Genomic DNA, 14,694 nt, shown 5'->3' on the forward strand with positions numbered 1-14,694 from the left:
CAGCACTGGAACAGCCGCCTCATGGCGACCGTCTTGTTCATTCTTACATAGGGTTGCGCCGCGCTGTTGCCAAGGCAAACCCCCATGTCAGATGGTTTTTCCGTCAATACTTCTTAAAGGCAGCCCCGCATAGGGCGCCATCGCAAAAACTGCCGAAAGCCTATCGGCAAAGATGAAATCAAATCGTGTCAAAAAGCGGTCGAACGGCGCGAAATAGCGCGTCATTTCGACTGCCTCAGCGGATTGCGGAGATAAATGGTCTCCTTCTGAGGATAAGGCAGGCGCCGAGGCGATTGCGCGTTTCCATGCCGCCTTCGGCAAGCGCTCGAAATGATCTCCCCTCATTTCTGTCATCGGACTTGATCCGAGGGATGCGGCAAGGGTCTCCACCTCGATCGACGTGGTTAACCCATTCTTCACACAAAACCTTCCATCCCAAACCCCAGCCTCTCCCGGCCGCAGCACCAGGGGCAAAATCCCCCGACTTTCGCGCGCCAAATAAAGCCCGTCACGCCTGAGATCGAACACCACTCTGCCGACTGTCATCCGCCCTGGCTCTCTGCCTGCGGCAAATGTGAGAAGTCGCTCCATATGTGCCCTCCCCGGCACAAACGGCTGTCCGCCGAACACAGCCGTCAGGCGGCCGAAAGCATAGTTGAGAACGGCGCTGTCCTTCCGCAACCCATCGGGCAGCACCTGCCCGAGCAGTCCGCCGTGAAGCCTGAAATGGCGATCCAGCCATTCGGCTCCCCTCGACGACAAAGCGAGCCGCTGCTCCCAGGCCGCACGAATATCGTTCTCTGCGACGGCGTCGGCATTAATCTGCCGGCGCATCCGCACCCGCTCGTATCTCACATCCTCATTGCTGGGATCCTCGATCCAAGGCACGTCCCGCGCCCGTAGGAAGGAGCGAATATCCGCCCGTCTGGAAAAAAGAAGCGGGCGTAAAATCCAGAAACGCCGGTCGAAGAGCAGCGCATCGGCAATACCGCTCGAAATCTGTTCCGTTCGCAGCCCGCGCATCCGCAATGTTTCGTATTGGTCGTCGAGCGTATGGCCGGTGACGATGAGATCGGCTCTGAGCGCGGCCGCTGTCTCGGCCAGAAGGCCGTAGCGGGCCTCGCGAGCAGCGGCCATGATTCCGGTTTTCGGCTTGTCGCCCTGCCAGGTCGCGATCGTATGGGAAATGCCAAGCGATGCGCAAAGGGCTGCGACATGGCGCGCCTCGTCTGTAGAGCCGGCGCGCAGCCCGTGATCGACGGTAGCGGCGCAGAGCGAAATTTCAAGATGGGGCGCGGCCTTCACGGCTTCGTCAAGGAGGAGAAGCAGGCCGGTGGAATCGCTGCCGCCGGAGATCGCGACGAGAATACGCGCGGGACTGCGAATCGATGCAAGAAACTTAAGGATCGCCTGTTGAGGCGATGTGGCTTCCGGAGACATTCCGGAAGACCTCAGCAGGCGAGGCGCTTCTGTTCGCTCGCGACCTTGCCTATGACGGCGCGTGAGGCCTTCGGATAGCGCTTCGAGACTTCGCGCAGCGTCGCGCAAGCCGTCTCCTTATTGTCGAGCGCAGCAAGCGACATGCCGAGCTTCAGCAGCATTTCCGGCGCCTTTTCCGTGCCGCCGTATTTCTGATGCGCGTTGAGGAACGTCTTGGCCGCCTCGTTGTATTTGCCCTGCGAATAGAGCGCTTCGCCGAGCCAGAAATTGGCGTCCGCCGCCCGCGCGCTGCTCGGGTAGCGAGCGATGAACTGGTTGAACTCCTGCTCGGCCGTGCCGTAATCGCCTGACAGCACGTGGCCATAGGCCGCCTTGTACTGATCCGCCTCGCTACCGAGCGAGGCCGTCTGCTGTGGCGTCCCGCCATTGGCATTGGGAATCGGACCGGAACCGATGGTGGCGTTCTCGTCGACGGTTCCGCCGATCGCGTTGCCGTTCTGATCGAACTCGATCGAGCCGAGCTGCTTCGGCGGCTGGCCGAGACCGGTATTATCAGGCACATCGGTGGAGGGAGCCGTTTCGGCCCCCTGCGGTGCTTGGATCACTCTGGCGACGTCGTCGCTGCCGGAAGCTGCCGGCGCGGCATCGGTCTCGCTCTTCTTGACAGGAGCCTTGGCACCGCCGCTGGCACCCGTCTTTTCCAACTGCTGGAAGCGGAATTCATTGTCTTCCTGCTGCTTGCGGATCGTCTCCTGCATCTGCAGGAGCTGAAAGCTCATCTCTTCGATCCGGCCGTTCAATTGCCGCAACTGCTCCTCGAGCTGCTGCACGCGGATTTCCGCGTCGCCGCTCTGCACCTTGACGACGGGTGGGGCCGGCTGCTGTTCCGCCGATCGGCCGCCGAGATGCAGCCCGAAGAACGAGGCTGAATAAGCCGCTCGTTCGCTCCCGGTCACAGCCGCGAGGCACAGCATGCCTGCCACGACAAGTTTCTTCATATGTATCGTCCTGTCCCAGTGATTCTTCGCGCCTCGATGGCACGAACAGGAGACTTTTCTAATTGCAGTCAAAAAGCAACGGAGTCAGGCCAAAGTATGGTCAAAAAGAAAAGGCGGCCCCTGACGGGACCGCCTTTTAAAAACGAATTATATCGACAAATTACATGCCGGCGCCGCCGAGTACGGTGACCGCGCGGCGGTTCTGCGACCAGCAGGAAATATCGTCGCAGACGGCGACCGGACGTTCCTTGCCGTAGGAGATCGTCTTCATGCGCTGCGCCGGAACGCCGCGCGAAGCGAGGTAATCCTTGGTGGCAGCCGCACGACGCGCGCCGAGCGCCAGGTTATATTCACGGGTACCGCGCTCGTCGGCATGGCCTTCGACGGTGATCTGGTAGTTCGGATACCGGGCGAGCCACTGGGCCTGCCGGTCGAGCGTCTGCGAGGCATCGGCGCGGATCGACGAGGAGTCAGTATCGAAAAAGATGCGATCGCCGACATTGACCGTGAAGTCCTGAGCCGAGCCCGGCGTTGCGGCGCCTGCTCCGAGACCGAGCTCGCCGGCATTATTCGGCATCCCGTTCTTTCCCTTACCACCACAGCTTGCGAGCGCGAGACCGGCGAGAAGCGCGATCATGGCGGGGTTGCGGGCGAAATTCTGCATGCGGCTCATTGCCGGGGTGTGAATTCGGCTCATGGCCGGGTCTCCTTGCGATTTCAGGGTTTCCGGACAGTAACCGCACTCGGTTAACCGCCCCTCAAAGATTATGGTTAACGATTTACTGATTTGTCCCGTAGTCGCCCGGTTTCCACGACTTTGGGGCGATATGAAGGCATTGCTGCACGCACTACTCCAGAAGCGGCGACCAGGCAGGGTCCGAACCGTAGCTCGGCGTCTTGACGAGCTGTTCATTGTAACCGGTCAGATCGATCGAATAGAGCTGCGGACCGCCGGCGCCTGCCGCCTGGCGGAAGAACATCAGGACACGGCCGTTCGGCGCCCAGGTCGGGCCCTCATTGTGGAAGCCGGTCGTCAGGATTCGCTCGCCCGAACCATCCGGCTTCATCACGCCGATCGAGAACTTGCCGCCGGCCTGCTTGGTGAAGGCGATGAGATCGCCGCGCGGCGACCAGACCGGTGTGGAATAGGAACCGTCACCGAAGGAAATGCGGGTCTGGCCGGAACCATCGGCATTCATCACATAGATTTGCGGCTTGCCGCCACGGTCGCTTTCGAAGCTGACGCGCGCACCATCGGGGGAATAGGAGGGCGAAGTGTCGATCGCGGCCGTCGAGGTCAGCCGCGTCGTCGTGCGCGAGCGCAGGTCCATCGTATAGATGTTGGAATTGCCTTCCTGCTGCAGGCTCATGATCACCTTCTGCCCATCCGGCGAAAAGCGCGGCGAGAAGGTCATGCCCGGGAAGTTGCCGACGACCTCGCGCTGCCCGGTTTCGAGCTGCAGCAGATAGACGCGCGGCTGCTGGTTGGCGAAGGACATGTAGGTGACTTCCTGCCGGTTCGGCGAGAAACGCGGCGTCAGCACGAGGTCGCTGCCGTCGGTCAGCATCCGCACGTTGAAGCCGTCCTGGTCCATGATCGCCAGCTGCCGCTTGCGCTGCTGCTTGGTGCCGGATTCAGAGACGAAGACGACGCGGGTGTCGAAATAGCCTTCCTCGCCGGTGATCTGCTTATAGATCGCGTCGGCGATGATGTGCGCGACACGCCGCCAGTTTTCCGGCTGCGTATAGAACTGCTGACCTGTCATCTGCTGCCCGGCGAACGTATCCCAAAGACGGAATTCGGCACGAAGGCGGCCATCGGCTTCCTGGGTGACGCGGCCAGTGACCAATGCCTGAGCATTGATGACCTTCCAATCCTCGAAGCGCGGCGCTGCATCCGGATTGGAGATTTTTTCGATGAAGGCGGACTTGTTTATCGGTGCAAAGAGGCCAGAACGCTGTAAGTCGGCGGCGATGACCTGCGAAACCTGTGCGCCCATATTGCCCTGCAGGAAGTCGGTAATGGCAATCGGAAGCGGTTGGACGTTGCCCTTGTTGATGTTGATCTCGACAAGAGCATTTGCCGGCGTTGCGAATGCCGCTGCGGTCGTGAGACCTACAGCGACCGCAATGGCACGGATGAAGGAACACTTGATCATATCGGGCAAGCCTTTCAGCACGTTATCTAGTGAGATTGCTGGCGTCGAAGTTCACTGCGACTTCTCGCCAGGCATCGTATTTATCTTTTGGAAGCATCGTAAAAGGAGCCGCTCGGCGAACTGCAGGAACGCCGGCATGAACCATGCGTTTCTGCGTATGCTCGTTGCCACCGCTAACCTCCACGTTGGGAGTTCCCATAAGCTGGCCATTGCTATCGAGCTTGAAGTAGTCCTTTATAAGTGCTGTCCCGTCATCCTCGAGCTTGCTGTCGAAGATGACGTGTCGCGCGCTAGCGTCGCTCATAGCTGCAACAGAAACCGAGCTAATCGCAGGTGCTTGACCAGTTCCGTTTCCGCGGCCGACTGTGTTTGCCTCAGTATGGAGGGGAAGCGAAAAGACAACGGCGAGACACGCGAGCGTCACGCATTTCCAAAAAGTCCTTCCGAGATGGAATGGGCTCACCGGCATTTAAATTCCCAGATCGCTCGGATCGAAGTTAACAACTACTTCGCTCCACGCATCGTATTTGTCTTTTGGAAGCGACGAGAAAGGCGCCGATTTCATGATAGCGCGATAAGCACCGCCGGCGAGTGCGCGGCGAGTGGATTCGTTGTCGCCACCGACTGCCTCGACTTCCGGCTCGCCGACGATATTGCCGTCTTGGTCGAGATTCATATGCACCTTGATGCGAACGTCGCTCATCCCTTCCATGCCGGGGATAACCGTCCAGTTGCCGGCAATGGCGCTCTTCAACGCATCCATCTCGCTCAAGGACAGCTTCGAGCCGCCATTGCTCTTCTTCGCACCGAGTGAAGCTTCCTGTGTCGAGCGCTTGGCTCCGCCCGCAGAAGGATCGGTCTTGTTCAGCATCGCCGAAATCTCATCGGCATTGAAATCGCTTTTCATCGCCGAGGCGGACTTCGCCGTTTCCTGCTTCTGATCCGCCTTCTTCTTCTCCGTCGGCTTATCAGCGGTCTTCGGCTGTTCCTGGGCCTTTTCCGGCGCCTTTTCAGCGGGCTTCTGGGGCTCCGGCGGCTTCACCTGCGGTTTGGCGACGGGGGTCGGCACATTGTCCGGCAGCGCCTCGGCTTCCGGCTTCGGCGGCTCTTCAGGCTTGGCCTGCTCTTCCGGCAGCTTTTCCTCCGGCATCGGCGGCGTCACCTCGACCGGCTTCGGCGGCGGAATGGAAGCGACTTCTTTTGGCTGCTCGACTGCCGTTTCCTCTTTGACGATGTCCTTGACATCGTTCGGGACAGGATCGGTCTTCGGCAGCGGCTTATCGCTCGAATTCGCTGCCGCAGCTTCCGTAGTGCTGGGCTTCGCGTTCGGAACCGGCGGCGTCTTCAGGTCGATATTGTTGTCGCCGGCATTTTCGGCCGGCTCCGCGATCGGCGGCCGTGTTGTGGGCACTGGCGCGGAAGTCTCCTTTTTGGGAGCCTTCTTGTCGCCCTGCTGCATCTGGGTGATGGATTCCACCGGCACGAGGTCGACCGGCATCGCCTCGAAATCCTCCACCTTGAAGGATTCCGGCGCGCCGAGCGACACCATGGCCCAGGTAAGCACCAGGCCATGCAGAACAGCAGATGTGACGACGCTGGCCTTCATTTTGAGCGCTATTGGTCCTTCTTCTGCTGCGTCACGAGGCCGATGTTCTTGAAACCGGCCCCCTGGATGCGAGCCATGACGTCGGCGATGACACCGTAGGGCGCCGTCGCGTCGCCGCGCACGAAGATGCGTTCGTTATAGCCCGTGGTCGCGATCGCCTCGAGCTTGGCGGCGATTTCGGCCGCCGGGATCGGCGTTTCCTGCAGGAACACCTCGCCGTCGTTCTTGACCGAAATCGTGATCGGCTGCGTCTCGGAATTCAGCGCCTTGGCCTGCGTTTCCGGCAGGTCGATTGGCACGCCGACGGTCATCATCGGTGCCGCCACCATGAAGATGATCAGAAGCACCAGCATGACGTCTACGAGCGGCGTCACGTTAATTTCGGAGATCACGGCCTTGTTCCGACCGCCACGACGGCGGCGTCCGCCGCCCCCGCCGCCATTGCCTCCAACAGCCATACCCATGTCAGAATACTCCGTTGGTTACTGCGCAGCTTGACGCGGCTGCAGCTTCTCGTCGATCTGGCGCGAAAGTATGGCGGAGAATTCGTCCGCGAAGCCTTCCATGCGCGCCGAGAGCTTGCCGGCGTCGGCGGAGAACTTGTTGTAGGCGATAACGGCCGGGATAGCGGCGACGAGGCCGATCGCGGTGGCGAGAAGCGCTTCGGCGATACCGGGTGCCACGACCGCAAGGTTGGTCGACTTCGAACCGGCGATCGCCTGGAACGAGGTCATGATACCGACGACGGTGCCGAAGAGACCGATGAACGGGCCGGCCGAACCGATGGTCGCGAGCGAGCCGAGACGGGCGCCAAGATATTCGGTTTCACGTGCCAGCGTCACGTCCATTGCCCGGTCGATACGCATCTGCAGGCCGATCGGCGATCGCGCGCCGCGTTCGAAGGATTTCTTCCATTCGCGCATGGCCGCGACGAAGATTGATGCCAGTCCGGTATTGTTGCGTTCCGACAGTGAGCGATAAAGTTCTTCCAGCGACTGACCCGACCAGAACACCTGTTCGAACTTGTCGAACTGGCGTCGTGCACGGCCGTAAGCCAGGTATTTGTCGATGACGATCGCCCAGGTCCATACCGAGGCTGCGATGAGCCCGAGCATGACGAGCTTGACGACGATGCCGGCCTGCATGAAAAGCGACCAGAGGCTGACGTCCGCCGTTGCTGCTGCCAATCCTACTTGTTCCATTGATCCAAAATCCCCGAATCCAAACGCCCGGCGCTGGACCGGGCGGCACAAAGTGATCTCGCAAGAAGTGTCCGGCGGCCGCCGCCCAAAGCCCTGGTCAAGCTTCCAAGCTCATCTTCCGCCTTCTTGCCGTCAAATTTGGTCAAAGGAAGGCGTGCACCGCACAAACTCCGACTTTCCCAGTAAGACACTATTATGGTTAATAGATCGTTAGTGCCGGACTGTGACAGCAAGCCTGTATTGGAAAGATTTTGTTTCATGGTTTACTTGACCGGAGCAAGATCCGGCTGCCGAAAGAGCGCCCATCCTGCAGCGCGAGAATTCCTTCACATAGAGCTCAAGTTTTTACAAGTCCCGAACTTCAGGCGATTCGCGACTATAGCGGTGTGCTGCCCTCGAGGAATTTCGCCGCCAGCGTTTCCGGCAGCCGTCTTGGGCGCCCCTTGGCGTTGATGACGGCAATAATCACCTTGGCAGCGATCAGCAGCGTCTCGCCGGAGCGAATCTGCTGATTGAGCACCATCTTGGCGCCGCCGGCTTTTTCCGTATGCGTCAGGATCGTCAGCACATCGTCCATGCGCGCCGGGCTCTTGAAGTCGATCTCCATGCGGTGGACCACGAAGACCAACCCCTCCTCGTCGGCGCTGACGAGTTCGCGCTGTTCGACGCCGAGGCAGCGCAGATAGTCCGTGCGGCCGCGCTCAAGGAAATGCAGATAGCGGGCGTGATAGACCAGCCCGGAAAAATCCGTGTCTTCATAATAGACCCGCTGAACGAGGCGATGCCCGGCCTCCGTCAGCTCTCCCGAAATGGAAAAAGGGCGTTCCGTCATAATTTTCTCCAAACTGAGGTGCCCTCTTTGGCGCAACGCTTCCCGGCAGGCAAGCATTGAATGCCTCGCCGGCGGCATTGAATGATTGTCATAATTTCTAACTATTCCCGATAATGAGCGACCGATCAGGAGACGATGCGATGAAGATTGCGGTTATGGGCGGAGACGGTTTCATTGGTTGGCCCACCTCGTTGCATCTCTCCGATGCCGGTCATGACGTCCATATCCTCGACAACCTCTCGCGCCGCTGGATCGACACCGAACTCGGCGTTCAGTCGCTGACGCCGATGGATTCGATCCAGGAGCGCACCCGCATCTGGCATACCGAAACCGGCCGCCGCATCCACTTCAACCTGATCGATCTCGCCAGGGATTACGAACTGCTGAAGAAATGGCTTTCGGAAAACCGGCCGGACGCCATCGTCCATTTCGCCGAACAGCGCGCCGCACCCTATTCGATGAAAAGCGACCGACACAAGAACTACACTGTGAACAACAATGTCAGCGCCACGCATAACCTTTTGAACGCGCTGACCGAGCTCAATCTCGACGCCCACCTCATCCATCTCGGCACCATGGGCGTCTACGGCTATTCGACCGTTGGTGCGGCGATCCCCGAAGGTTATCTGCCCGTCGGCATCGAAACCGCGGGCGGCGAGACGGTCAGCCAGGAGATCCTCTACCCCTCCAATCCCGGCTCGATCTACCACATGACCAAGTGTCTGGATCAGCTTCTCTTCCAGTTCTACGCAAAGAATGATGGGCTGAGGATCACCGACCTGCATCAGGGCATCGTCTGGGGCACGCACACCGAACAGACACGCCGCCACGCCCAGCTCATCAACCGTTTCGATTATGACGGCGACTATGGGACGGTGCTCAACCGTTTCCTCATTCAGGCCGCGATCGGCTATCCGCTGACGGTGCACGGCACCGGCGGCCAGACCCGCGCGTTCATCCACATCCAGGATTCGGTACGCTGCATCGAGCTGGCGCTGAAGAACCCGCCCGCCCGCGGCGCCCGCGTCGAGATCTTCAACCAGATGACGGAAACCCACCGCGTGCGCGACCTCGCCGAGATGATTGCGAGGATGACCGGCGCCAAGATCGCCTGGCTGCCCAACCCACGCAAGGAGGCGGCCGAGAACGAGCTGATCGTCAGGAACGAGAAGTTCCTCGATCTCGGCCTCGAACCGATCACCCTGGAAGCCGGCCTGCTCGGCGAGATCGTCGACGTGGCGAAGAAATTCGCCTACCGCGTCGACCGCTCGCGCGTACCGGCTGTTTCCGCCTGGACCAGGGATATCGCCGCGACGATCGACCACGATCCGGAAGGCAAGCGATTGAAGTCCGTGTCGTGAGCAAAGGCCTGATGGTGAAGCCCGGCCAATCCAATAATCTCCCTCTCATTCCTGTGCTTGTCACAGGAATGAGAGGGAGAATGTAGGGGCGGCCAGCGCCGATGACCTCTACCCCAAACCTTGCCTACGTCACCCTCGTCACCAACGCGGACTACGCCATGGGCGCCACCGCCCTCGCCCGTTCCTTGCGCCGCACCGGCACCAATGCCGATATCGTCGTCCTCCACACCGGCGGCGTCGATGCCGCCGCCCTCACCCCCCTTAAAGCGCTGGCCTGCAGGCTCATCGAGGTCGAGCATCTGCCGCTATCCCCTGCCTTCAACGAGCGCCACGCCCGCGGCAGCCTCCATTCCGCGGCTCCTTTTACCAAAGGCCGCAAACCGGATTTCCATTCGCCGCTCGACAATTTCTGCAAGTTGAGACTCTGGCAGCTCGTCGAATACGAGCGCTGCGTCTTCATCGACGCCGATGCGCTGGTGCTGAAGAACGTCGACAGGTTGTTCCTCTATCCGGAATTCTCCGCTGCTCCCAATGTCTACGAGAGTCTCGCCGATTTCCGCCGCATGAATTCCGGCGTCTTCGTCGCCACACCGTCGCATGACACATTTCGGCACATGCTCGAACGTCTCGACAGGCCGGAGGCTTTCTGGCGGCGCACCGACCAGACCTTTCTCGAGACGTTTTTCCCGGAATGGCACGGTCTGCCGGTCTATTTCAACATGCTGCAATATGTATGGTTCACCATGCCGGAGCTTTGGGACTGGAAGAGCATTTCGATCGTGCACTACCAATATGAAAAACCGTGGGAAAGGGATCATCCCAAGGCAAAACAGCTACAACCTTTGATCGATTTGTGGAATCGCTTACACGACAGTGGCGATTTGCCTGAGATCACGGCGCTGAGAAATCCGGAAGGGACAACATGAAAGTACTGGTATCCGGAGGAACGGGTCTCGTCGGCCGTTACGTCGTCGAAGAGCTCCTAGCCGCCGGCTATCAGGTCATTGTCGGAGGGCGCCGCGCGCCTTTGCCCCGTCTTTTTTCCCGCCCGGTCGAGTTCGCAGCCCTTTCCCTCGATCCAGACAAGGATCAGATCGACGTCTTCGACGACGCCTATTTTTTCGTCCACGCCGCTTTCAGCCATGTTCCCGGCAAGTATCGCGGCGGCGAGGGCGATGATCCCAAGAGCTTCCGCAGATTGAATCTCGACGGCACCGTGCGGCTTTTCGAAGCGGCCAAGCGTGCTGGCACGCGCCGCTGCGTTTTCCTGTCCAGCCGCGCTGTCTATGGCGAGCGCCCGGCGGGAACCGAACTGATCGAAACGATGCAACCAAAGCCGGAGACGCTCTACGGTCAGATCAAACTGGATGCCGAAGGTGCGCTCACCCATCTCTCGACGCCGGGTTTTGCCGGCGTAAGCCTGCGGGCGACCGGCATCTATGGCGATCTCCCGCCGAACAAATGGGATAGCCTCATCGCCGACTATCTCGCCGGCCGGCCGGTCGCTGCTCGCGCGGGGACGGAGGTTCATGGCCGCGACCTGGGACGCGCGGTGCGACTGATGCTGGAGACGGACAGCACCCGCATCTCGGGCGAGATATTCAACATCTCGGATATATCAGTAGACACCAACGATATCCTCTCACCTATCCGTCGCGAGATGGGCTGTCGCCACGCTCTACCGGCTGCTGCCGATAGAGCGATGCTAAACCCAATGAGCACGGCGAAAATTCGTGCGCTCGGCTGGACGCCTGGTGGCACCGCTCTTTTCGAAGAGACGATGCACCGGCTCGCCGCCGGCTTGTCGTAATCCCAAGCACACAGGTCCACACAAGTCTGACATTGCAGAATGCGTCCGAATCATCACCGGGACCCGAACTGCTATTCGGGGATTGTCATGCAAGTCGCAACCAGACCAGCTTCCCTCATCTTCCTCAGCACGTCTTCGGCTGGAACATCCGGAACTGCAAACGAAGCCGATCAGGGAGCGCTGAAGCTGCAGCGTGCCACGAAGGCACTGCAGCAGATGCGGCAGACCCTGGCGAGTTCAGCGGACGAAGCCAAGGCGAAGGCCCAACGTAAGCTCGAACAGGCGAAACAGGAGCTGGAGATGCTCAAGAGCTCCAACATGCCTCCTGAGGTGGTGGCACGTCTCGCCGCAGAACTGGCACGCAAGGTCGGGGCCGCCGCCTCTGAATTCGCGTCGGCGGTTGCGTCCGGCAGCCCGACAACTGCTGTTCCGGCGGATGCAAATACGAATTCTGGCGCAGCGGCAATGAGCGACGCCGACGTTGCGTTGGCGGATACCATGGCCGAAACCGGCCCAACGGAGCCCATCGACGCTGCTCAAGCTCGCAAAGCCTATGGGGATGCCGTTAAGGATGGCACTGAGTCTTCAGGCATCTCAGCCGACGATCGCGAGGTGATGGAACAGTTCAAGCAGATCGTGCGCGAACTCAAGCAGCTCCTCGAAAGGGCGATGCTTGAGCTTCGTCAGCAGGACGGGCAGCCACGCGCCTATGCCGCTCCTGATATGGGAAGCCTCTCCAGCCACGCCGCGGGGATGCCGACCAGCATCGTCATCTGACACCTTCGCTGGAGCGGACGAGACGCGAAATCGGGGCGCCTGTCGCAGCCTACATTGAATCACTCGCGCAGCCGGCTATGCTCGGCCGAACCACAAATCCGGCAGATCGAATGACCACAAGAGAACTGAAAGCGCAGTTGCGCACCGAACGGCTGGCCGCCCGCGATGCCATCGCTCCTGAAGCGCGCATCTCCAAAAGTCTCGCAATGGCCGATCACGCCGGCGAGGCGGTCGCCTTCGAGGCGGGCACCATCATCTCCGGCTTCCTGCCGATCCGATCGGAGGCCGATCTCAGGCCGCTGATGGCACGCTTTGCGACTCGCGGCGCACGGCTCTGCGTGCCGGCGATCCTCGACCGACAGACCATCGTCTTTCGCGAATTGGCGGAGGGCGTGCCGCTGATCGCAACCGGCTTCGGCACGGTCGGCCCTGGCGCCGAGGCCGCCATCCTCGATCCCGAGATCATGCTGGTGCCGCTTTCGGCTTTCGATAGCAGAGGCCATCGCATCGGCTACGGCGCCGGTCACTACGACCGCGCCATCAGCCGGCTAAGAGAGAAAGGCATGCATCCGAAGCTGATCGGCATTGCATTCGACTGCCAGGAAGTGGCACATGTGCCCGACGAGCCGCATGACATAAGCCTGGATGCCATCCTGACAGAAAGCGGCCTTCGCTTTTTTGCCTCTTGGATTGGATAGGGAATGCGGCTGCTTTTTCTGGGTGACATGGTCGGCAAGACGGGACGCACGGCGGTCTGGGACCGCCTCCCCGGCCTGATTTCAGACCTCAGGCTCGATTTCGTCGTCGTCAACGGTGAGAATGCCGCCGGCGGCTTCGGCATCACCGAGGATATCTTTCTGGAAACGATCAATGCCGGCGCGGATGTGGTGACGACCGGTAATCACGTCTGGGACCAGAAGGAAGCCGTCGCTTTTGCCGGGCGGCATGACCAGTTTCTGCGGCCGGCCAACTATCCCCAAGGAACGCCCGGCCGCGGCTCCGGCCTTTTCTATGCCCGGAATGGCGCGCGCGTGCTCGTCGCCAACGTCATGGGCCGCGTCTTCATGCATCCGGAACTCGACGATCCCTTCAAGTCGGCCGAAGCGATCCTCGACGCCTGCCCGCTGAAGGAGCAGGCCGATGCGATTATCTTCGATTTTCATGCGGAAGCCACCAGCGAAAAGCAGTGCTTCGGTCATTTTGTCGATGGACGCGCCAGTTTCGTCGTCGGCACCCACACGCATGTACCGACAGCCGACGCGCAGATCCTGAACGGCGGCACCGCCTATATGTCGGATGCCGGCATGTGCGGCGATTACGACTCCTCCCTCGGCATGGACAAAGAGGAGCCGCTCAACCGCTTTATCTCCAAGATGCCGAAGGGGCGCATGGAGGCCGCAAGCGGTCCCGCGACGATCTGCGGCGTCGGCGTGGAGATTTCCGATTCCACCGGCTTGGCCGAAAAGATTGCGCCGCTCCGGCTCGGACCGCGGCTGGCCGAAACGGTGCCGGAGTTCTGGCGGTAACCGCGGCCGTACTCCGAACTTCCATTCCACACGCAATCGTGAGCGTCCGCCATCTGGACCGATGCGGCCGTATGACGCATCTTCCGGCCTTCCAATGAAAGCGCCGGAGGGGTGGCATGACGCTGCAACATCTTGTCCTCGCTATCGCAGGCCTTGCGGCTTTCTCCGCGCCGGCTGCTGCCGAGACCCAGCAACAAAGGGTGCCCGCCAGCCAGTGCCAGGCCATCGCTGAGAATATCCCCAAGGTGACCTTCGCCCGCTTTTCCGGCGCCCAGCAGATAGTGCCTGCCGTCTCCGAGGGTGAGGACGTCAAATTCACCTTCCTCGGCCACTCCACTTTCGAGATCGATACGCCCGGTGGCATCATCATCGCGACCGATTATAACGGCTGGTACCGGCCGGCGACGATCCCGGACGTCGTCACGATGAACAAGGCTCACACGACCCATTTCACCCTGACGCCTGAGTCGGGCATCAAGCATGTGCTGCATGGCTGGAGCGATACTCCCGGCGAGGCCGCCGATATCGATCTTGTCGTCGGCGACGCCTATATCCGCAACGTCACCACGGATATCCGCTTCAGTTACGGCCTCGGCGGCTCGCAGGAGCATGGAAACTCGATATTCATCTTCGAAATTGCCGGCCTCTGCGTTGGCCATCTCGGTCATCTGCATTACGAGCTGACCGATACCCATTATACCGAGATCGGCCGCCTCGACGTCGTCATGGTGCCGGTCGACGGCGGCCTGACCATGGGCGCCGACAGTATGAGCCGCGTCATCAAGCGGCTGCGTTCGTCGCTCATCCTGCCGATGCACCGCCGCGGCCCGCCGGTCAATGCCTTCGTCTCGATGTTCGGCAAGGAATTTGATATCGCTTATGCGCCGGATGACAGCATCACTGTCTCCATGCGCACGCTTCCGAAGAAGCCGCTGATCTACGTGATGAAAGGCGTGCAGTAAAAGGTCTGGAGCATTCCGTGA

The 14,694-nt window shown here is 60.5% G+C and carries 15 protein-coding genes; 7 read left to right on the forward strand and 8 right to left on the reverse strand.

Annotation, left to right across the window (positions count from 1 at the left end):
* Positions 1–87: 87 nt before the first annotated feature.
* The 8 genes from tilS to ybgC form a co-directional block, all read right to left on the reverse strand.
* The gene (gene tilS, locus J0663_RS05140) at positions 88–1,440 is read right to left on the reverse strand and encodes a tRNA lysidine(34) synthetase TilS (RefSeq protein ID WP_207243357.1); all 1,353 of its coding nucleotides are present in this window, start codon (positions 1,438–1,440) and stop codon (positions 88–90) included.
* 11 nt (positions 1,441–1,451) lie between these two features.
* Positions 1,452–2,438 (reverse strand): tol-pal system protein YbgF, encoded by a 987-nt coding sequence (gene ybgF, locus J0663_RS05145; RefSeq protein ID WP_207243358.1) that lies wholly within the window; start codon positions 2,436–2,438, stop codon positions 1,452–1,454.
* Between the two features lie 160 nt (positions 2,439–2,598).
* On the reverse strand, positions 2,599–3,135 hold the full coding sequence (pal, locus tag J0663_RS05150) for a peptidoglycan-associated lipoprotein Pal (protein ID WP_207243360.1): 537 nt from the start codon (positions 3,133–3,135) through the stop codon (positions 2,599–2,601).
* Between the two features lie 151 nt (positions 3,136–3,286).
* On the reverse strand, positions 3,287–4,597 hold the full coding sequence (gene tolB, locus J0663_RS05155) for a Tol-Pal system beta propeller repeat protein TolB (protein WP_207243361.1): 1,311 nt from the start codon (positions 4,595–4,597) through the stop codon (positions 3,287–3,289).
* Positions 4,598–5,066: 469 nt separating this feature from the next.
* Positions 5,067–6,203: a hypothetical protein gene (locus tag J0663_RS05160; RefSeq protein WP_207243363.1), complete on the reverse strand. Its 1,137-nt coding sequence runs from the start codon at positions 6,201–6,203 to the stop codon at positions 5,067–5,069.
* Between the two features lie 8 nt (positions 6,204–6,211).
* Entirely contained in the window at positions 6,212–6,667 is a 456-nt protein-coding gene (tolR, locus tag J0663_RS05165; protein WP_003566333.1) for a protein TolR, read from the reverse strand.
* A gap of 18 nt (positions 6,668–6,685) precedes the next feature.
* Positions 6,686–7,405: a protein TolQ gene (gene tolQ, locus J0663_RS05170; protein WP_207243364.1), complete on the reverse strand. Its 720-nt coding sequence runs from the start codon at positions 7,403–7,405 to the stop codon at positions 6,686–6,688.
* A gap of 376 nt (positions 7,406–7,781) precedes the next feature.
* Positions 7,782–8,237, reverse strand: a complete 456-nt coding sequence (ybgC, locus tag J0663_RS05175; RefSeq protein ID WP_004671619.1) for a tol-pal system-associated acyl-CoA thioesterase — start codon at positions 8,235–8,237, stop codon at positions 7,782–7,784.
* Positions 8,238–8,377: 140 nt separating this feature from the next.
* On the opposite strand from ybgC, the gene J0663_RS05180 reads away from it, so the two are divergent.
* The 7 genes from J0663_RS05180 (at position 8,378) to J0663_RS05210 (ending at position 14,673) form a co-directional block, all read left to right on the forward strand.
* Positions 8,378–9,598 carry an NAD-dependent epimerase/dehydratase family protein gene (locus J0663_RS05180; protein ID WP_207243365.1) on the forward strand — a complete coding sequence of 407 codons (1,221 nt, stop codon included), beginning with the start codon at positions 8,378–8,380 and terminating at the stop codon, positions 9,596–9,598.
* A gap of 101 nt (positions 9,599–9,699) precedes the next feature.
* Positions 9,700–10,524, forward strand: a complete 825-nt coding sequence (locus J0663_RS05185; protein WP_207243367.1) for a glycosyltransferase — start codon at positions 9,700–9,702, stop codon at positions 10,522–10,524.
* A complete protein-coding gene (locus tag J0663_RS05190; protein ID WP_207243368.1) occupies positions 10,521–11,408 on the forward strand; it encodes an NAD-dependent epimerase/dehydratase family protein in 888 nt (295 codons plus the stop codon). The genes J0663_RS05185 and J0663_RS05190 overlap by 4 nt, the downstream gene beginning before the upstream one ends.
* Before the next feature lie 87 nt (positions 11,409–11,495).
* Positions 11,496–12,185 (forward strand): hypothetical protein, encoded by a 690-nt coding sequence (locus tag J0663_RS05195; RefSeq protein WP_207243370.1) that lies wholly within the window; start codon positions 11,496–11,498, stop codon positions 12,183–12,185.
* Positions 12,186–12,295: 110 nt separating this feature from the next.
* Positions 12,296–12,883: a 5-formyltetrahydrofolate cyclo-ligase gene (locus J0663_RS05200; protein ID WP_207243371.1), complete on the forward strand. Its 588-nt coding sequence runs from the start codon at positions 12,296–12,298 to the stop codon at positions 12,881–12,883.
* Between the two features lie 3 nt (positions 12,884–12,886).
* On the forward strand, positions 12,887–13,711 hold the full coding sequence (locus J0663_RS05205) for a TIGR00282 family metallophosphoesterase (protein ID WP_207243372.1): 825 nt from the start codon (positions 12,887–12,889) through the stop codon (positions 13,709–13,711).
* 116 nt (positions 13,712–13,827) lie between these two features.
* Positions 13,828–14,673, forward strand: a complete 846-nt coding sequence (locus tag J0663_RS05210; RefSeq protein WP_207243373.1) for an MBL fold metallo-hydrolase — start codon at positions 13,828–13,830, stop codon at positions 14,671–14,673.
* The last annotated feature ends 21 nt before the right edge of the window (positions 14,674–14,694 follow it).

Source organism: Rhizobium lentis (genome assembly GCF_017352135.1).
GTDB lineage: Bacteria > Pseudomonadota > Alphaproteobacteria > Rhizobiales > Rhizobiaceae > Rhizobium > Rhizobium lentis.